15 protein-coding genes are annotated in these 19,484 nt (G+C 72.2%); 9 read left to right on the top strand and 6 right to left on the bottom strand.

The window, feature by feature from the left end; translation table 11 throughout:
• Window positions 1-24: 24 nt before the first annotated feature.
• From ACZ516_RS12245 to ACZ516_RS12235, 3 genes are all read right to left on the bottom strand, one after another.
• Window positions 25-1,287, bottom strand: coding sequence for an MFS transporter (locus ACZ516_RS12245; protein ID WP_469009929.1), 1,263 nt, complete (start codon window positions 1,285-1,287; stop codon window positions 25-27).
• A gap of 209 nt (window positions 1,288-1,496) precedes the next feature.
• Window positions 1,497-1,967: a VOC family protein gene (locus ACZ516_RS12240; protein WP_358699471.1), complete on the bottom strand. Its 471-nt coding sequence runs from the start codon at window positions 1,965-1,967 to the stop codon at window positions 1,497-1,499.
• 99 nt (window positions 1,968-2,066) lie between these two features.
• A complete protein-coding gene (locus tag ACZ516_RS12235; protein ID WP_469009928.1) occupies window positions 2,067-2,849 on the bottom strand; it encodes an arylamine N-acetyltransferase family protein in 783 nt (260 codons plus the stop codon).
• A 475-nt stretch (window positions 2,850-3,324) separates the two neighbouring features.
• On the opposite strand from ACZ516_RS12235, the gene ACZ516_RS12230 reads away from it, so the two are divergent.
• Window positions 3,325-5,544 (top strand): MMPL family transporter, encoded by a 2,220-nt coding sequence (locus ACZ516_RS12230; RefSeq protein ID WP_469009927.1) that lies wholly within the window; start codon window positions 3,325-3,327, stop codon window positions 5,542-5,544.
• Between the two features lie 83 nt (window positions 5,545-5,627).
• On the opposite strand, the gene ACZ516_RS12225 is transcribed toward ACZ516_RS12230, so the two are convergent.
• On the bottom strand, window positions 5,628-6,068 hold the full coding sequence (locus tag ACZ516_RS12225) for a winged helix-turn-helix transcriptional regulator (protein ID WP_358584612.1): 441 nt from the start codon (window positions 6,066-6,068) through the stop codon (window positions 5,628-5,630).
• A 106-nt stretch (window positions 6,069-6,174) separates the two neighbouring features.
• Here ACZ516_RS12225 and ACZ516_RS12220 point away from each other — a divergent pair, with 106 nt between their 5' ends.
• A complete protein-coding gene (locus tag ACZ516_RS12220; protein WP_469009926.1) occupies window positions 6,175-6,984 on the top strand; it encodes an NAD(P)H-binding protein in 810 nt (269 codons plus the stop codon).
• Between the two features lie 53 nt (window positions 6,985-7,037).
• On the opposite strand, the gene ACZ516_RS12215 is transcribed toward ACZ516_RS12220, so the two are convergent.
• The gene (locus ACZ516_RS12215) at window positions 7,038-8,027 is read right to left on the bottom strand and encodes a LacI family DNA-binding transcriptional regulator (RefSeq protein ID WP_361085227.1); all 990 of its coding nucleotides are present in this window, start codon (window positions 8,025-8,027) and stop codon (window positions 7,038-7,040) included.
• A gap of 375 nt (window positions 8,028-8,402) precedes the next feature.
• Here ACZ516_RS12215 and ACZ516_RS12210 point away from each other — a divergent pair, with 375 nt between their 5' ends.
• The 5 genes from ACZ516_RS12210 (at window position 8,403) to ACZ516_RS12190 (ending at window position 15,801) form a co-directional block, all read left to right on the top strand.
• A complete protein-coding gene (locus ACZ516_RS12210; RefSeq protein ID WP_469009924.1) occupies window positions 8,403-9,338 on the top strand; it encodes a carbohydrate ABC transporter permease in 936 nt (311 codons plus the stop codon).
• A gap of 5 nt (window positions 9,339-9,343) precedes the next feature.
• Window positions 9,344-10,279, top strand: a complete 936-nt coding sequence (locus tag ACZ516_RS12205) for a carbohydrate ABC transporter permease (RefSeq protein ID WP_469009923.1) — start codon at window positions 9,344-9,346, stop codon at window positions 10,277-10,279.
• A 110-nt stretch (window positions 10,280-10,389) separates the two neighbouring features.
• The gene (locus ACZ516_RS12200; protein WP_469009922.1) at window positions 10,390-11,730 is read left to right on the top strand and encodes an ABC transporter substrate-binding protein; all 1,341 of its coding nucleotides are present in this window, start codon (window positions 10,390-10,392) and stop codon (window positions 11,728-11,730) included.
• Window positions 11,731-11,831: 101 nt separating this feature from the next.
• On the top strand, window positions 11,832-13,877 hold the full coding sequence (locus ACZ516_RS12195; RefSeq protein ID WP_469009920.1) for a beta-galactosidase: 2,046 nt from the start codon (window positions 11,832-11,834) through the stop codon (window positions 13,875-13,877).
• A gap of 64 nt (window positions 13,878-13,941) precedes the next feature.
• Window positions 13,942-15,801, top strand: coding sequence for a glycoside hydrolase family 30 protein (locus tag ACZ516_RS12190; RefSeq protein WP_469009919.1), 1,860 nt, complete (start codon window positions 13,942-13,944; stop codon window positions 15,799-15,801).
• Here ACZ516_RS12190 and ACZ516_RS12185 read toward each other — a convergent pair whose 3' ends face one another.
• On the bottom strand, window positions 15,802-16,836 hold the full coding sequence (locus ACZ516_RS12185) for a DUF3048 domain-containing protein (RefSeq protein WP_361085209.1): 1,035 nt from the start codon (window positions 16,834-16,836) through the stop codon (window positions 15,802-15,804).
• 258 nt (window positions 16,837-17,094) lie between these two features.
• On the opposite strand from ACZ516_RS12185, the gene ACZ516_RS12180 reads away from it, so the two are divergent.
• The gene (locus ACZ516_RS12180) at window positions 17,095-17,868 is read left to right on the top strand and encodes a PTS sugar transporter subunit IIAB (protein ID WP_469009917.1); all 774 of its coding nucleotides are present in this window, start codon (window positions 17,095-17,097) and stop codon (window positions 17,866-17,868) included.
• A 34-nt stretch (window positions 17,869-17,902) separates the two neighbouring features.
• The gene (locus ACZ516_RS12175) at window positions 17,903-19,474 is read left to right on the top strand and encodes a PTS ascorbate transporter subunit IIC (RefSeq protein WP_469009916.1); all 1,572 of its coding nucleotides are present in this window, start codon (window positions 17,903-17,905) and stop codon (window positions 19,472-19,474) included.
• Window positions 19,475-19,484 lie beyond the last annotated feature (10 nt).

Here is a 19,484-nt window from a genome sequence, read left to right as displayed (position 1 = left end):
GCCCCCGGCCCCCGTGCGACCCCCTCAGCCGACCGCGACGGCAGGCCCCTCGGCCGGTGCCGTGTGGCCCGGCTCCCGCGCGGTCGCCCCCGCCCGCCGGGCCCACCGCACCGCGGGCCCCATCAGCAGGGACGCCGCGAGGAAGACCGCGCCGAGCACCAGCCACCCCGGCACGCCCCACGTCACCAGGAGCCACGTCAGCAGGAGCGGTCCCGCGGTGCGGGCGACCGGGACGCCCGTGCCGAAGAAGCCCTGGTACTGGCCCACGTGCCGCGCGGGCGCCAGCGCGAAGCCGATCTGCCACGACCCGGCCGACTGCTGCATCTCGGCGATCACCTGGAGCACCGCGCCGACGACCAGGACGGCGGCCGCCGCCCACGGCGAGAACCCCGCCGCCGACCCCGCGAAGACCGCGCACGAGGCGAACATGACGAGCCCGGAGCGCCGCACCGCGCGGACGGCCGTCGCCGGACCGGTGACGCCCCCGGCCATGCGCACCTGGAAGGCCATCACCGCCAGGGTGTTGAGGACGAACAGCGCCGAGACCAGCCACCCCGGGGCGGCGGTGCGCTCCACCGTCCACAGCGGGATCGCGAGGCTGAGCAGCGGCATCCGCAGCAGCAGCACCGCGTTGAGGAGGGCCACCACCGCGTAGGGCCGATCGCGCAGAACGGCGAGCCTCGGCCCGCCCACGGCCGCGGCCGGGGTCCGCGGCAGCGCGGGAAGCCGTAGCAGCACGGCCCCGCAGAGCAGGAAACCCGCCACGTCGAGTGCGAGGACCGCGCGGTAGGCCTCGGCGGTGTCATGGCGCAGGGCCAGCCCGCCGATGGCCGCCCCGAGGGCGAGACCGGCGTTGAGCGTCGACTGGAGGTGGGCCAGCACCGCCGTGCGCTCCGGGGCCGGTACGAGCCCGGCGAGCAGCGCCTGCCGGGCCGCCGCCAGACCGCACTGCGCGACCGCGTACACCACGGCCGCCACGACGAACAGCGGGAAGGAGCGGACGAAGAGGAAGGCCCCCACCGCCGCCGCCGTGGCCAGGGCGAGCAGCACCGACGTCCCGCGCGGCCCCCGCCGGTCGGCGAGCGCGCCCAGCGGCACCCCGGCCACCGACCCGATCGCCCACGCGACCGTCAGGCCGAGGCCGATCTGGGTGGGGGAGAGGCCGACGACCCGGGTGAAGTAGAGCGCCGACGACACGTAGTACGCGCCGTCGCCGACGGAATTGCTCAGCTGCGCGGCCGCGAGGGCGCGCGGCGCCCCCGGCGGCGGAAGAACACGGATCGACACGACGCTCCCCGAGTCGGCGGCCCGACGGGCCGGCCCTGGTGTGACGCGTCGAAGGTAGGCCGGGGGCGACGGCCGTGAGCGGGCCAATCACCCACCGCGATCGTGCGCCAATCCGGCCTCGCACCTCACGCCTGGCGCCTCGCCCCTCCCGTCTCACGCTTCGCGCCCCACACCTGGCGCCTCACACCCGCGCCTCGCACTCCCGCGTTTCAGCCGTCGGCCGCCGCCCGGAGCGCCGCCACGTCGAGCTTCTTCATGCCGAACATGGCCTGCATGGCGCGCTGGGCGCGTTCCGGGTCCGGGCCGGTGACCAGTTCGGTGAGGATGGTGGGCACGACCTGCCAGGACAGGCCGTACTTGTCCTTGAGCCAGCCGCAGGGACCCTCCTCGCCGCCCTCGGACAGCTTCGCCCAGTAGTGGTCGACCTCCTCCTGGTCGGCGCAGTCGACGGAGAGGGAGACGGCCTCGCTGAAGGTGAACTCCGGGCCGCCGTTGAGGGCGGTGAACGGCTTGCCGTCCAGCTCGAAGTCCACCGTCAAGACGGTGCCCGCCGGGCGCGGGGCGCCTTCTCCGTAGTACGAGATGTTCTTGATCGCGGAGTTCGGGAAGACCGAGACGTAGAAGTTCGCGGCCTCCTCGCCCTGCGTGTCGAACCAGAGGTTGGGGGTGATCCTGGGCATGGCACTCTCCTGTCGCGTACGCGCCGGTCCCGCCCGCACCTGCCGGGCGAACTGTCTCTATGGGGACCGTCGCAGCGCCCGGAACTCATCGCCACTCGGTCACCGGGATGCGCGCACGCGCGGCTCCCGCTCCAGACGGATGCCGAAGTACCGCTCGTACGCCGCGAGGACCTCCGCCTCCGAGGCCAGCTCGGTGACCGTCCGTTCGCCGTCGCGGGTGGTGGTCAGGGAGCGGCCGCTGAGCGTGATCCGGCTGTCCCCGTCGATGATCGAGCAGACCAGGGAGCGGGTGAAGTGGGAGGCGGGGGAGGTGCGGTGGTACCAGGCGCCGCCCGTGAAGTCCGCCAGGGTGCGCGGGCGCGGGTCCAGCAGGTACTGCGGTTTTCCGTCCTTGAGGACGTCCAGGTCGCCCTCCGCGCTCTCCACGAGACGGAACGTGCCGCCGGGGTCCTTCTGCTCGCCCCGCTCCCCGTAAGCCAGCGGCAGATGGCTCTGGGCGCCGAACCCGATGTCCGCGAGCCACTGGCCGCCGTCCCGCGTACGCACCAGGAGCGCCAGGTGGTCGAAGGGGATGCCGAGCCGTCCCTCCTCGTCGTACACCCGGGCCTGCAGCGGTGTCACGTCGAAGCCGAGGGCCGTCAGAAGGGCCCCGAAGGCGCCGTTGAGTTCGTAGCAGAAGCCGCCGCGGCGCTCCCGCACGACCTTCGCCACCAGGGCCTCGGCGGTCAGTTCGATCTCCTCGCCGAGGTGGACCGAGAGGTTCTCGAAGGGGACGCTGCGCAGATGCGCGAGGTGCAGCTCGCCGAGGGCCCGGGCGGTGGGGGCGGCCGGGCGGGCGGCGCCGATCCGCCGCAGGTAGGCATCGGTCTGTTCGGTGTCCATGGGGCAAGTGTGGCGGGGGCGGCCGCGCCCGGACCACGGCCCCCCGGCGTTGCCCGCACCGGCCATCGGACCTAGGACCTCCGCCCTACCGTCCCGCGCACAATTCCGGGACGCGGCACCAGCGAGACCTCAGGAGGTGCATCACCGAGGGACCACAGGCAGCGAGGGACTACAGGCAGCGAGGGATCACAGGCAGGAGGAACCGATCGTTCCGCGCCAATGGCCGACGAGAGTATTGACACGTGACTGCACCCTGTGAACTAGACCGGGACCGCGCCTCTCCTCCCAGGGGATGAGACTCCACCGCACGCAGTACACCGCCCGTGGGCCGATAGTCGGGCTCGCAGTCGGACTCCCGCGCCGCCGTCGGCGGCGAGTATGGAGAGCAATCCCGCCGACCCGCCCGACGTGCGCCGACCGCACCGACGGAGGGCCGGCTCCTGCCAGCTCCAACCCGACGGGGGTCCCTTTCGCCGTGGCTACGTTCCTGTACAAACTAGGCCGCCTCGCCTTCCGGCGACGCCGTTACGTGGCGCTGCTCTGGGTGGCGCTCCTCGTCGGTGCGGGCGTCGCTGCCTCGACCGCCCCGGCCCCGCCGGAGGACTCCTTCTCCATGCCGGGAACGGAGTCGCAGAAGGCCTTCGACCTCCTGGAGAAGCGCTTCCCGGACGCCAGCGCCGACGGCGCCAGCGCACGCGTCGTCATACGGGCCCCCAAGGGCGAGAAGATCACCTCGGCCGACTCCAAGGCCGAGGTCAAGAAGATGGTCGCGGCGATCGGCGAGGGCTCGCAGGTAGCCGGCGTCGACGATCCGTACAAGGCGAAGACCGTCAGCAAGGACGGCACCACCGCCTACACCTCCGTGACGTACAAGGTGGCCGCCACCGAACTGACGGACAAGTCGCGGGACGCCCTGACCAAGGCCACCGACACGACCCGGCACGCGGGTCTGACCGTCGAGGCCGGCGGCGACGCCGTCATGGCCGAGCAGGACATGGGCGGCAGCGCCGAACTCATCGGCATCGCCATCTCCGCCGTCGTCCTGATCCTCACCTTCGGCTCGCTGGTCGCCGCGGGCATGCCGCTGCTCACCGCCGTCATCGGCGTCATGATCGGCGTCAGCGCCATCGGGGCGCTGGGCAGCACCCTCGACCTGTCCGCCACGACCTCCACCCTGGCGACGATGATCGGCCTCGCCGTCGGCATCGACTACGCCCTGTTCATCGTCTCCCGCTTCCGGGCCGAGATAGCCGAGGGCCGCACCCCGGAGGACGCGGCGGGCCGCGCCACCGGAACCGCAGGTTCCGCCGTGGTGTTCGCCGGGCTCACCGTCGTCGTCGCCCTCTCCGGCCTCGCGGTCGTCAACATCCCGATCCTCACCAAGATGGGCCTGGCCGCCGCCGGGACCGTGGTGGTCGCCGTCCTCATCGCGCTCACCCTGATCCCCGCGCTGCTCGGCTTCGCCGGCCGCAAGGTGCTGCGCCGCAAGGACCGCAAGAAGTCCACGAGCGAGCTTCAGGACCCGAACGCCAAGCCCAAGCTCGGCACCCGCTGGGCGCGCTTCGTGCTGCGCCGCCCGCTCGCCGTCCTGCTCGTCGCGGTCGTCGGCCTCGGCGCGATGGCGATCCCGGCCACCAGCCTCGAACTCGGCCTGCCCGACGAGGGCACGGCGGCGCCGGACACCACCCAGCGCAAGGCGTACGACATGCTGTCCGAGTCCTTCGGCGCCGGCTTCAACGGCCCGCTGATGGTCACCGTCAGCAAGGACTCCGGGGTCGCGGCCGCCGCGAAGACCGTCGGCGAGAAGCTCGCCAAGGTCGACGGCGTCGTCACCGTGACGCCTCCCACGCCCAACAAGGCCGACGACACCGCCATCCTGAGCGTCGTCCCCGGGAGCGGACCGAGCGACCACAAGACCGAGGAACTGGTCAAGTCGATCCGCTCCAGCGCCGAGGGCATCGGCGCCGACACCGGCTCCGAGATCCTGGTCACCGGCCAGACCGCGATGACCATCGACTTCTCGCAGACCCTGGACGACGCGCTGCTGCCCTACCTGGGCCTGGTCGTCGGCCTCGCGTTCCTGCTCCTGATGCTGGTCTTCCGCTCGATCCTCGTCCCGCTCAAGGCGGCGCTCGGCTTCCTGCTCTCGGTGGCCGCCGCGCTCGGCGCCGTCGTCGCCGTCTTCCAGTGGGGCTGGCTCGCGGACGTCGTGGGCGTCGACCAGCCGGGCCCGATCATGAGCATGATGCCGATCTTCATGATCGGCGTGGTCTTCGGTCTCGCCATGGACTACGAGGTGTTCCTCGTGACGCGGATGCGCGAGGCGTACGTCCACGGGGCGCGCCCCGGTGAGTCGATCGTCACCGGCTTCACCCACGGCGGACGGGTCGTGGCCGCGGCCGCGATCATCATGATCAGCGTCTTCTCCGGCTTCATCATGGAGAACGACGACATGATCAAGATGATGGGCTTCGGACTGGCCGTGGCCGTCCTCTTCGACGCGTTCGTCGTCCGCATGGCGATCGTGCCCGCCGTGCTCGCGCTGCTCGGCAAGGCCGCGTGGTGGCTGCCGCGCTGGCTGGACAAGGCGCTGCCGAACGTGGACGTGGAGGGCGAGAAGCTGCACAAGTCCCTCGGCGACACGATGACGCCCGACGCGCGGGACGAACGGGAGCTCGAGTCCGTCGGCAGGTGACACGGCCGTAACCACCGGGCGGGCCGGCCGGGGCATCCCTCACGGGGCGCCCCGGCCGGCCCGCTCGGCGCTTGTCGGCCCCGTCAGGGCTGCTGCCGGCGCTCGCGCTGCTGCTGTGGTGAGGCGTCGTACGAGGCGCGGGCCGCGGCGATGGCGGGCCGGTGGCCGATCGACCAGTCGGCGAGCGCCTTGACGAGGTGCGTGAAGCTGTGGCCCATCTCCGTCAGCTCGTACTCGACCTGGGGCGGGATCGTCGGATACACCGTCCGTCTCACCAGCCCGTCCCGCTCCAGGCGGCGCACCGTGACGGTGAGCATGCGCTGCGAGATGCCGCCGTGGATCCTGCGCTGCAACTCCTTGAACCGCAGGACACCCGCGGCGAGTTCCACCACCACGTACACGGACCACTTGTCGCCGAGCCGGTCGAGGACGTCCCTGACCCCGCACTCGTCCTGCGGCGTCTCACAGCTGATCACCGGGTCCCCGGCCGCGGGGGTGGTTACCGCGGTGTGCCCTGCTGACATCCAAGTGCCTCCTTACGCGGCGCGGTCGCCGCTGCCGATGATGGTCCCGAAACCGCTGACCGGCGGCGTCACGTAGAGAACCGCTCACCACGGGGGGAACCATCCCATGCTCATGATCACCGGCGCCACGGGCGCCCTCGGCAAGCTCGTCACCGCCCGCCTCACCGGCCGCGACGACGTCGTCATCGGCACGCGCCGCCCGGCGCCCGGCGAGCGCCGCGTCGACTTCGACGACGCCGCCTCGCTGGACTTCACCGGCGTCGACACCCTCCTGCTGATCTCCGCGGGCGCCGCCGAGGACGACGTGGTCACCGCCCGCCACGACGCCGCGATATCCGCCGCGGAGAAGGCGGGCGTGCGCCACCTCGTGTACACCAGCCTCAGCGGCGACGGCGACCACCTCACCTACGCGCCGGCTCACCGGTGGACCGAACGCAGGCTCCGCGCCTCCTCGTCGGCGTGGACCGTGCTGCGCAACGGCCTGTACGCGGAGTTCCTCGCCGCCATCGCCGCGCCGGGCCCCGACGGCACGATCGCCGCGCCGCTGGGCGTCGGCCGCCTCGCCGCCGTGGCCCGCGAGGACCTCGCGGAGGTGGCCGTCCGGGTGGCGACGGCGCCGGCCGCGCACGCGGGCCGCACCTATGAGCTGGTCGGCGAAGAGACCCTGGGCGGCGCCGATCTCGCGGCCGCGCTCGGCGGCTCGTACGAACCGGGCTCCCTCGCCGCGACCCGCGCCGCCCTCATCGAGGCGGGCCAGGCCCTGCCCTTCCAAGTGCCGATGCTCATGAGCACCTACTCGGCCATCGCGGGCGGCTTCCTGGACGGTACGTCGGTCGCCCGCAACGACCTGCGCACCCTGCTCGGCCGCGCACCGCGCCCGGCGATCGAGGCGTACCTGCGAGCGGTACGGGGCTGAGGGTCCGGCCCGGTGCCCGTGGAGCCGTCGGGCCCATGGCCCCGCTCCGGGCGCTACCGCGACGGTGGCGGCGCCGTGCTGTCGCGCAGGACGAGCCGCGTCGGCACCAGCGTCGTACCGCGCTCGGCGGCGCCCTGCCGGACCTGCCGCAGCACCCCCTCGACACAGCGCCGCCCGACCTCCGCGAAGTCCTGGTGCACCGTCGTCAGCGGGGGCAGGAAGGAACCCGACTCGGGGATGTCGTCGAAGCCGATCACGCTGACGTCCCGCGGTACTTCGCGGCCCCGCTCGTGCAGGGCCCGCAACAGACCGAGCGCCATCTGGTCGTTGGCGGCGAACACCGCCGTGCAGTCGTCCCGCGGGGCGAGTTCGAGACCGGCCCGGTAGCCCGACTCCGCCGACCAGTCGCCCCGCACCGGCGGCGGCACGAAGCGCCCCTCCTCGACGAGCGCCGCACGCCAGGCGTCGGCGCGGCGCTGGGCGGCGAACGACTCCGCGGGCCCCGCCAGATGCCACACCGTGCGATGGCCGAGGTCGAGCAAGTGCCGTACGGCGGCCCGGGTGCCGCCGCTCTGGTCGGTGTCGACCACGGTGTAGCGGTCGCCCGCGTCCGAGTCCGCCACGACGACCTGGACGTGGGGCGGCAGGGAGAGCGTCGCCGCGTCCAGCAGATGCACCTCCATGATGACGATCACCGCGTCGACGGCCAGTTCGCCGAGCCGGGAGAAGGCGCCGCGCACCTCGTCCTGCGTGGGCACGGCGACCGGCAGCAGCGTGACGGCGTACCCCTCCTGGGCCGCGGACGTGGCGATCGCCTCCAGCGTGCGGACGTTGCCCGTGGTGGAGAGGGTGAAGGTGATGACGCCGATGGTGCGGAACTCACCGCGTTTGAGGGCGCGGGCGGCGCTGTTGGGCCGGTAGCCCAGCTCCTTCATGGCGGCGAGCACCTCCAGGCGGGTCTCCTCCGTCACGCCGGCGTAGCCGTTGGAGACCCGGGACACCGTCTGGGAGGACACGCCGGCGAGGCGGGCGACATCCGCCATGGAGGCACGCTGGGGCTGCCCCCCGGCCCGGGGCCGACGGCCTGCCCGCGCCCCTGCTCCCCGCTCCGACGGGCCGCTGCCCGCCTCCCTCGCCGGGACCCTGCCCCTCGTCCCCACGCCGTCCTCCGCTGCCACGCCGTCCCTTGCTTCCACGCTCTCCCTCACCAGGTGAGCCGTCGGTCCGCCGAACGACCCTTGACCCCCGTCATCGGGGCAGTGTAGACATGCCGCCACCGAATGTTTACGTAAACATAACACCGCGCCCTGCACGGCGGAGCGTGATGTTTGCGTAAACACGCGGCCTATGTTTACGCAAACATCGGCGGCACGGAGCGGCACACGCCGGTTCCGCGCGGGACGAGCGAGGAACGTGACATGACGACGCTGCACCCGACGACGGCCACAGGGCGGAGATCCATCCGGCCTCCCTCGCGGCGGCCCCGCCGCGCCGGCCGCTCCTGGGCGGGGTGGGGGTTCATCGGCCCGTTCGTGACGGTCTTCGCCCTCGTCTTCCTCGCGCCCCTCGCCTACTCCGTCCACCTCAGCCTGTTCCGTGAGCAACTCATCGGCGGCACCACGTTCGTGGGGTTCGACAACTACGAGCAGGCGCTCAAGGACGAGCAGTTCTGGGCGTCTCTCGGCCGCGTCTCGCTGTTCCTCGCGGTCCAGGTGCCGATCATGCTCGGCATCGCCCTGCTCGTGGCCCTCGCCGTGGACAGCGGCCGCCTCTACGGCAAGGACTTCTTCCGGATCGCGGTCTTTTTGCCGTACGCGGTGCCCGCCGTGGTGGCCTCGCTGATGTGGGGCTTCCTGTACGGCACCCGCTTCGGGCTCGTCGGCGACATCAACGACGCCCTCGGCGTGTCGCTGCCCGACCCCCTCTCCCCGGACCTGGTGCTCGCCTCGATCGGCAACATCGTCACCTGGGAGTTCGTCGGCTACAACATGCTGATCTTCTACGCGGCGCTCCGCGTGATCCCGCACTCCCTCTACGAGGCCGCGCAGATCGACGGCGCCGGCCAGTGGCGCGTCATCGCGGCGATCAAACTCCCCGCCATCCGGGGCGCCCTCGTCATCGCGACCATCTTCTCGGTCATCGGCAGCTTCCAGCTCTTCAACGAACCCGCGATCCTCCAGAAGCTGGCGCCCAACGCCATCACCACCGACTACACCCCGAACTACTACACGTACTCGCTGTCCTTCTCCGGCCGGCAGCACAACTACTCCGCGACGGTCGCCATCGTCATGGGCCTGATCACCATGGTCGTCGCCTACGTCGTCCAGCTGCGCGGCATGCGCAAGGGAGCGTGAGCCCGATGACCGACGCCACCACCGCCCCCCGCCCCGCCACCCGGCCGCCCGCCGCCGTCCCCCGGCTGCGCGCCCCGAGCCGCCGCGTGACGAGGCGCCGGCCGAGGCGCAGTGTCACGCTGACCGTCGTCACCGGCGTGGTCCTGCTCTACAGCCTGGCACCGCTCGTGTGGCTGCTGCTGAGCGCCACGAAGACGCAAGCGGGCCTGGCCGACTCGTTCGGGCTCTGGTTCGACGGGGAGTTCGCGCTCTGGGACAACATCACCGAGACGTTCGCCTACCAGGACGGCGTGTTCGTCCGCTGGCTCCTCAACACCCTGCTGTACGTGGTGGTGGGCGCGGGCGGCGCCACCCTCCTCGCGGTCCTCGGCGGCTACGCCCTCGCCAAGTTCGACTTCCCCGGCAAGCGGGGCGTGTTCGCGGTCGTCATCGGGGCGGTCGCGGTGCCCACCACGGCACTCGCCGTCCCCACCTTCCTGATGTTCAGCGAACTGGGTCTGACCGACACCCCCTGGGCGATCATCGTCCCCTCCCTGATCTCGCCGTTCGGCCTGTACCTGATGTGGGTGTTCGCGAGCGAGGCGATCCCCACCGAGCTGATGGAGGCCGCCCGCGTGGACGGCGCGGGCGAGCTGCGCACCTTCTTCCAGGTCGCCCTGCCGCTGCTGGCGCCCGGCACCGTCACCGTGCTCCTGTTCACCACGGTCGCGACCTGGAACAACTACTTCCTGCCGCTGATCATGCTGAAGGACCCGGACTGGTACCCGCTGACCCTCGGCCTCGACGCGTGGAACAAGCAGGCGTCCACGGCCGGCGGCGAAGCCGTCTTCAACCTCGTCGTCACCGGCTCCCTGCTGACCATCGTGCCGCTGATCGCGGCCTTCCTGCTGCTCCAGAAGTACTGGCGGTCCGGCCTCTCCGCCGGAAGCGTCAAGGAGTGAGCTCGACCCCCGCCCGCCGTACGGCAGCCCGGGCACGACAGCCCACGCACGGAATGTCGCACCCCGTCCCCGAGCACCACCACGAGAACACGAGAAGTGGAAGCATCGCCATGCCCAAGCGTCCCCGCCGCCTGCTGCGCGGCACCGGTATCGTCTGCGCCCTCGTCCTCGGGGCGAGCGCCTGCGGCGGCTCCGACGACGGCAACTCCACGCAGGAGCGGGTCGGCCCGGCCGACATCCGGGCCGCGCTGAAGAAGGGCGGCACCGTCACCGTCTGGGCGTGGGAGCCCACCCTGAAGCAGGTCGCCGCCGACTTCGAGGAGAAGTACCCGAAGGTCGACGTCGAACTGGTCAACGCGGGCACCAACAACGACCAGTACAAGGCGCTGCAGAACGCCATCTCCGCGAAGAAGGGCGTCCCCGACGTCGCGCAGATCGAGTACTACGCGCTCGGCGAGTACGCCCTGACGAAGTCCGTCACCGACCTCACCCCCTTCGGCGCAGGCAAGCTCGCCGGCAGCTACTCGCCGGGGCCGTGGAACGCCGTGAAGAACGACGAGGGGATCCACGGCCTCCCCATGGACTCCGGGCCCATGGCGCTCTTCTACAACAAGAAGGTCTTCGACAAGTACGAGATCGCCGTGCCCACGACCTGGGACGAGTACGTCGAGGCGGCCCGCAAGCTGCACGAGGCGAACCCCAAGGCGTTCATCACCGGTGACGTCGGGGACGCCGGGCTGACCACCAGCCTGCTGTGGCAGGCCGGTTCGCACCCCTACGACGTCGACGGCACCGAGGTCGGCATCGACTTCACCGACGCGGGGGCGAAGAAGTACACCGGCACCTGGCAGAAGCTCATCGACGAGAAGCTTCTGGCGCCCGTCGCGGGATGGAGCGACGACTGGTACAAGGGCCTCGGCGACGGCACCATCGCCACCCTGCCCATCGGCGCCTGGATGCCCGCCAACTTCGCCTCGGGCGTGAAGGGCGCGGCCGGCGACTGGCGCGTGGCGCCCCTGCCCCAGTGGACCAAGGGCGCCGGGGCGAGCGCCGAGAACGGCGGCAGCTCGCTGGCCCTGCCCACACTCGGCGAGGACAAGGAACTGGCCTACGCCTTCGTCGAGTACGCCAACTCCGGCGCGGGTGTGCGGACCCGCGTCGCGGGCGGCGCCTTCCCCGCGACCACCAAGGACCTCCGGTCCAAGGAGTTCCAGGACACGAGATTCCCCTACTTCGGCGGCCAGCGGGCCAACAAGATCTTCGCCGAGTCCGCGGCGGACGTCCCGGCCGACTGGGAGTACCTGCCGTACCAGGTCTACGCCAACTCGATCTTCAACGACACCGCCGGGAAGGCCTACGTCTCGGGCACGCCGCTGGCCAAGGGACTCAGGTCCTGGCAGGACGCCTCGGCCAGGTACGGAACCGAGCAGGGCTTCACCGTACGGAAGTAACAGAAGCAGCCGACGGCCCCGGCCGCCCCGCACGGGCTCATCCCCCTCCCGCATCCCCGCACCCGTGCGCCGCTCGCCGGCGGCGCACCGGAAGGACCACCATGATCTCCCCCCTCCCGCTCCGGCTCCTGGACGGAGCGGACGGCGACGGCCCCCGCCCCCGCCTCGCCTACGGCGCGGACTACAACCCCGAGCAGTGGCCGCGCGAGGTCTGGGCGGAGGACGTGCGGCTGATGCGCGAGGCCGGCGTGAACATCGTCTCCCTCGGCATCTTCTCCTGGGCCCGCCTCCAACCCGCCGAGGACACCTGGGACTTCGCCTGGCTCGACCACGTCATGGACCTGCTGCACGCGGGCGGCATCGCCGTCGACCTGGCCACCGCGACCGCCTCACCGCCGCCCTGGCTGACCACGGCACACCCCGAGATCCTGCCCGTGACCGCGTCCGGCGAGACCCTGTGGCCCGGCGCCCGCCAGCACTGGCGGCCCACCTCACCCGTCTTCAGGAGCCACGCCCTGCGGCTGGTGCGCGCGATGGCCGACCGCTACGCCGGCCACCCCGCCCTGGTGGCCTGGCACATCTCCAACGAGCTGGGCTGCCACAACGTCTACGACTACTCCGACGACGCGGCCCGCGCCTTCCGCGTCTGGCTGCGCGAGCGCTACCGCACCCTCGACGCCCTCAACCACGCCTGGGGCACCGCCTTCTGGTCCCAGCGCTACGGCGACTGGGAGCAGATCCTGCCGCCCCGTCTCGCCGCCTCCCACCCCAACCCCACCCAGCAGCTGGACTTCAAGCGGTTCTCCTCCGACGCGCTGAAGGAGTATCTGCGCGCCGAGCGCGACATCCTGCGCGATCTCACCCCGGACGTGCCCGTCACCACCAACTTCATGGTGATGGGCGGCACGAAGGGCATGAACTACGCCGACTGGGCGGACGAGACCGACTTCGTCTCCAACGACCACTACGTGAGCCCCGGCCCCCAGGCGCGGGACGAGCTGTCCTTCTCGGCCAACCTCACCAGCGGCATCGCGGGCCACCGCCCGTGGTTCCTCATGGAGCACTCCACCAGCGCCGTCAACTGGCAGCCCGTCAACCTCGCCAAGCGCCCCGGCGACCTCGCCCGCGATTCACTGCTGCACGTCGCCCACGGCGCCGACGCCGTCTGCTTCTTCCAGTGGCGCCAGTCGGCGGCGGGCGCCGAGAAGTACCACTCCGCGATGGTCCCGCACGCCGGGGCGGACAGCGAGGTCTTCCGCGCCGTGCGCGACCTCGGGCGGACGCTCGGCGCGCTGGCCCCCGTCGCGGGCAGCACGCGGGAGCCCGCCCGGGTCGCCGTCCTCTTCGACTGGGAGTCGTGGTGGGCGAGCGAACAGGACTCCCACCCCACCACACTCCTCGACTACCGCCAGGAGGCCCTCGACTGGTACTCCGCGCTGCTCGCCCTCGGCATCCGCGCCGACGTCGTCACCACGCGGGCCGACCTCGACACCTACGACCTGCTGATCGCGCCCGTCCTCCACCTGGTCCCCGAGGCGCTCGCCAAGGACCTCACGGGCTATGTCGAGAGCGGCGGCCACCTGGTCACCACGTACTTCTCCGGAATCGTCGACGAGAACGACCACATCTGGCTCGGCGGCCACCCCGGTGCCCTGCGGGAGCTCCTTGGCATCCGGGTCGAGGAGTTCGGGCCGCTGCTGGCCGACGACAGCGTCGAGCTGGACGACGCCACGACGGGCACGGTGTGGACCGACCGGATCACCGTCGCCGCCCCCGGCGTGGAGGTCCTGGCCACCTACCGCACCGGCGCGTACGCGGGCCGCCCCGCCGTCACCCGCAGGGCCTCGGGCGCAGGCTCGGCCGCGTACGTCTCCACCCGGCTCGGCGCCGAGGGCCTGACCGCGCTGCTGCCGCGGCTGCTCGACGCCGCCGGCGTGGACAGCGAACTGCCCGCCGCCGCACGCGGACGCGCCGAACTCGCCGTACGCCGTGGCGAGGACGGCCGCTACCTGTTCCTCGTCAACCGGACCGACGAACCGGTGCCCCTGCCCGGCCTGACCGGCGAACCGCTGACCGGCCCCGGCGAGGGCGGCGACCTCGTCCTTCCCCCCAGGGGCGTCGCCGTCCTGCGGCAGCCCGCCCCCTGACCCGCACCCGATCCCCGCCCACAGCGCCACCGCACCGCGACCGCACACGAGTTGGGAGCACACGTTGGCACGCCGTACCCGCACACGACGCCTCGTCGCAGCCGTCGGCATCACCGCCCTCGCCACCGGGGCCGCACTGATCACCGTCCCGCAGCCCGCGGCCGTCGCCGCCACCGCCGCCGTCACCGTCCGGCCCGACCCCTCCTACCGGCAGGAGAAGTTCGAGGGGTGGGGCACCAGCCTCGCCTGGTTCGCCAACGCCACGGGCGGCTACCCCGAGGAGATACGCCAGAAGCTGGCGCGCCTCCTCTTCGACGACGACGGACTCGCCCTGAACATCGCCCGCTACAACATCGGCGGCGGCAACGCCCCGGACGTCAAGGACTACCTCCGCGCCGGGGGAGCGGTCGAGGGCTGGTGGCGGGCCCCCGAGGGCACCACCCGCGAGGACACCGGCTGGTGGGACGCGAAGGACCCGGCGAACTGGAACCCCCGCGCCGACGCCACCCAGCGCTGGTGGGTCGACAGGATCAAGAACGACATCGACCACTGGGAGACGTTCAGCAACTCCCCGCCCTGGTTCATGACCAGGAGCGGCTACGTCTCCGGCGGCTTCGACGCCGCCCAGGACCAGCTGAAGGCCGAATCGGCCGACGATTTCGCCGCCTACCTGGCGGGCGCGACCAGGCGGCTGGAGAAGGAGCACGGCATCAAGGTCGACACCCTCGACCCGTTCAACGAACCGAACACCACCTACTGGAGCACCCGCCTCGGCAGCGACGGCGAACCCGTCGGCGGCCGCCAGGAAGGCGCCCACATGGGCCCCGAGCTCCAGCAGCGTGTCATCCGGGCCCTGGCACCGGCCCTGCGCGCGTCCGGGACCCGCGCCAAGATATCCGCGATGGACGAGACCAACCCCGAGGTGTTCGCGCGCAACTGGCACAGCTACCCCGCTGAGGTCCGCGCCCTGGTCGACCGGATGAACGTCCACACCTACGGCACCGCCGGCCGTACGACGGTACGGGACCTGGCGAAGGCGGCCGGCAAGCCGCTGTGGATGAGCGAGGTCGAGGGCGACTGGGGGGACGGCCAGGACTTCGCGGACATGTCCCCGGGCCTCGGCCTCGCCCAGCACATGGTCGACGACCTGCGCGAACTGGAGCCCCGTGCCTGGGTGTTCTGGCAGCCGGTGGAGGACTACGACAACATGAAGCCGGGCGGCGAGTCCGCCAAGGGCGGTAACTGGGGCAGCATCCAGCTCCCGTTCAGCTGCACCGCCGAGGACACCCTCGACACCTGCCCCATCCGCACGAACACCAAGTTCGACACCGCCCGCAACTTCACGCACTACATCAAGCCCGGCGACCGCCTCATCAAGGTCGACGACACCTCGAGCGCCGCCGCCGTCGCCGCGAACGGCCGAGGGGCGACCGTCGTCCGCGTCAACAGCACCACCGCCGAACGGACCGTCACCGTCGACCTGTCGAAGTTCGCCCGCGTCAGCCGCGGCGCCACCGTCACACCGGTGGTGACCAGCGCCGAAGGCAAGCTCGAACGGCACCCCGCCATCGGCGTCACCGGCCGGAAGGCCACCTTCACCGTGCCCGCGGAATCGGTGACCTCCTTCGTCGTCACCGGGGTCTCGGGCGTCGCCGAGGACGCGGCCGTGCCCCGCAAGGACGCCACTACCCGGCTGACCGGCGTCCACAGCAGCAAGCACCTCACCGCCACCGAAACCGGCCTCGTCGTCGAGAGCGTCGGGGCGCCCGGCGGGACACAGCGCTGGCAGCTGCGCGGGATCGGCGGCGCCACCGGGAGCACGCGGTGCCACGTGATCACGGACCCGGCGGGCGGCAAGCGCCTGACCGTACGCGCCACCGGGAAGCACGCCCCGGTGCTCGAACCCGACCGGGGCCGCCCCTGATCAGCTGCGGTCCGCGTAGACGATCCAGACCTGACCGGGGGCGAAGGGCATCCGCCGGCCGTCGGGCAGCGTGAACGTCGTGCCGGCGGTGGCCGAGGGCCGCGCCCACCGGGTGGGGTAGCTCTTCCCGTCCCGTAGGACGAGCGCCTCCCCGCCGCCGACCGTCTCGATGTACGGCGTCACCGCGCCCGTGTAGTCCTTGTAGCGCGAGGACCGCATCGTCACGTACTGGATCACGACGGTGCGTGCGCCCAGCCGCGCCCCGGAGGTGCTGCGCGCCGGCGCACCGTCGAAGGACGCCAGCCAGCGGCCTTCATCGGCCGACCAGTCGAAGGTGTGCGAGGCCAGGTCGTAGTCGACCGCCATCCGCGCCATGGGGGTGCCGCCCGCCGGGGCGGGACCGAAGCGGAAGCCGATGTCGGCGGGCCGGTCGGCCTTCGGCATCGAGCGCAGCAGCGCCTTGGGACGGACGAAGAGGTCGTGCGGGGCGGGCCGGCCGGACTGCCGGAAGTACGCCTCGGGGACATCGGTGTGCGTGCGGGCGTGGACGGGGGAATCCTGGAGCGTCTTGAGGAGCGCGCTGCGCACCCCGGAGTACGCGAGGGCCGGCCGGCCGAACTGGCGCAGGAGTTCGATGTCGGACTCGCGGGCGCTGCGCACCGGCCCCGCCGCTTTCGGCAGCTTGCCGGAGTACACGCCCATCAGGCGGCTCATCCCGCCCTCGACCTTCTCCACGTAGACGATGTCCGCGTCCCCGATGCCGGTGTGCGGACGTGCCTCGCTCGCGTTGTCGAACTTCACCGCGAGCACCGGGCCCTGTCGTGCCGCCTGCCCGGTGAAGGGGGAAAGGCTCTGGGCCGGCGGCACCCGCTCGGGCGCCGGGGCACCGCTGCCCGCCGGGGCGGGGCCACCCGCGGGGGAGGAGTCGCCGTCCAGGGCGGAACAGCCGGCGGCGAGGGCCGCCGTGGCGGTCAGGGTGAGAACGGTCGCGGCGACGCGGTTGCGGCGCGCGGGGCGGACCGGTGCTGATGCCATCGAGGTGTCTCCCTTCATGGCGGTACCCGGCGTCGGGCCGGGCATCTGTCGTGGCCGCACAGCGGCAGCACCAGGCCTTCCTCCCGGAGCCGGGCCCGTATCACCGCAGGGGCCATCCACCCGGTCGCGTCACTCCTTCCGGGCGTTGTGCGCCCCTCCTGGCGCGCCGCACCCGGGCGGCGCGTCGCGGCAGTAGGCGGGACTCAGCAGTAGGCGGGACTCAGCGGTGCCACGCGCCCGTCGGTGAGAATCATGTGCATGGCAGCGCTGAACGAGATCCTCCCCGTGGCAGCCGTCCTCCTCGACGCGCCGGCGGCCGACTGGCGCGAAGCCGTCCGGCGCGCCGGTGACCTGTTGGTCGCGACGGGCGCCGCGGCGGACGCGTACACCGTCGAGATGATCGAGAACGTCGAGCGGAACGGCCCGTACCTCGTCGTCGCCCCCGGTCTCGCCCTGGCCCACGCCAGGCCCTCGCCCGCCGTCCACGCCACCGGCATGTCCTGGGTGCGCCTCGCGGCACCCGTGGAGTTCGGCCACGAGACCAACGACCCCGTCGAACTGGTCGTCGGTCTCGCCGCGAAGGACGCCGGCGAGCACACCGCCGCCATGGGCGCGCTCGCCCGGCTCCTCGCCGACCCCGACACCGCCCGCGTCCTGCGCGAGGCGCCGACCCCGCGAGCGGTGCACGCCCTCCTGGCGGACGCGCCCGAGGAGGCGCGTCCGGAGGTACGCGGCGACAGGGGCGCCTCGCACAAGATCCTGACCGTGTGCGGCAACGGCGTCGGCACGAGCCTGTTCCTCAAACAGACCCTGGAAGTCGTCCTGGAGCGCTGGGGCTGGAGCGGGTACGTCACGGTCGAGGCGACCGACACCATCTCCGCCAAGGGCAAGGCGCACGAGGCCGTCGCCGTCCTCACCTCGCGGGAGATCGCCGGGACACTCGGCGACGTCGGCGTGCCGGTGAAGGTCGTGGAGGACTTCACCAGCGCGGCGGAGGCCGACCGCGTCCTGCGCGACACGTACGACGTCTGACGGCCCCGGCAGCGGCAAGGAGAGGGAACACACCATGGACCGGTTCGTGACGATCGCACAGTTCCTGGTCGACGAGATCCTCAGCCGACCCGCCTACCTCATCGGGCTCATCACCGCCGCCGGGCTGCTCGCCCTGCGGAAGTCCGCCGGGCAGATCGTGGGCGGCGCCATCAAGGCGACGCTGGGCTTCCTGCTGATCGGGGCCGGCGCCACCCTCGTCGTCGACGCCCTCGCCCCGCTCGGCAGAATGATCCAGGGTGCCACCGGGGCGCACGGCGTGATCCCCACCAACGAGGCGATCGTCGGCATCGCCCAGGAGCGGTACGGCGCCCGCGTCGCCTGGCTGATGATCCTCGGGTTCGCCGTCAGCCTGCTCCTGGCCCGCTTCACGCCCCTGCGGTATGTGTTCCTGACCGGCCATCACATGCTGTTCATGGCGACCCTGCTGACGATGGTGCTCGCCATCGGGGGCCAGGCCACGTGGGTCGTGGTCGTCGTCGGCGGTGTCCTGCTCGGAATCCTGCTGGTGGCACTGCCGGCCTTCGCGCACCCCTGGACCAAGCGGGTCACCGGCAACGACAGTGTGGCGATCGGCCACTTCGGCACCGCCGGTTACATCGCGGCGGGCGCCACGGGCCGGCTGGTGGGAGGCCGCAGCCGCTCCACCGAGGAGATGGACCTCCCCGAAGGGCTGCGCTTTCTGCGCGACTCGATGGTGGCGACCGCCCTGTCCATGGTCCTGATCCACCTCGTCACCTCCCTCGTCTTCCTCGGCAAGGTCGGCAGGACGGCCGCCTTCAAGGCCTTCGGCGAGGACGGCGCGGCGGGTGCGGCCGGCGTCGGCGACTACGTCATGCGGTCCGTCATGCAGGGGCTCCAGTTCGGCATCGCGGTCGCCGTGATCCTCTTCGGCGTCCGGACGATCCTCGGCGAACTCGTCCCCGCCTTCCAGGGCATCGCGCGCAAGCTGGTGCCCGGCGCCGTGCCCTCGCTCGACGCGCCCATCGTCTTCCCCTACGCCCCGAACGCCGTCCTCGTCGGTTTCCTCTCCAGCTTCACGGGCGGCCTCGTGAGCCTCGGACTGCTCGCCTGGATCCTCCACCCCGCCTTCGGTCTCGCCCTGGTCCTGCCCGGTCTGGTCCCGCACTTCTTCACGGGCGGCGCGGCCGGCGTCTACGGCAACGCGACCGGCGGCCGGCGCGGCGCGGCCCTCGGCGCCTTCGTCAACGGCGTCCTCATCACCTTCCTGCCGGCGCTGCTCCTGAAGGTCCTCGGTGCCTTCGGCGAGGAGAACACCACGTTCGGGGACGCGGACTTCGGTTGGTTCGGCACGCTCGTGGGGTACGCGGCCAAGGCGGGGGAGCCGGGCGGGGCCCTCCTGATGCTGCTGATCGGCGCGGTCGTCCTGCTCGGCGCGATCGTCGTCCAGAAGCGGGTGGTGGAGACCGGCTGGGACCCGGGCGCCCACCGCGACGCCCTGCTGCCACCGGACAAGGGCCCGGCCGCCGGGGCCACGGACACCGGCGGTCCCGCGGTGACGTACGGCAAGATCGCTCCTCCGCGCGGCGCCCCGAAGCCCCCTCCGCCGCCCGGGCGGCAAGGCTGACCTGCCGGGA

The sequence above is a fragment of the Streptomyces sp. NPDC034037 genome, assembly GCF_055575715.1.
The sequence above is the reverse complement of the archived record's forward strand: the minus strand, read 5'-3'. Positions and strand labels throughout refer to the sequence as shown.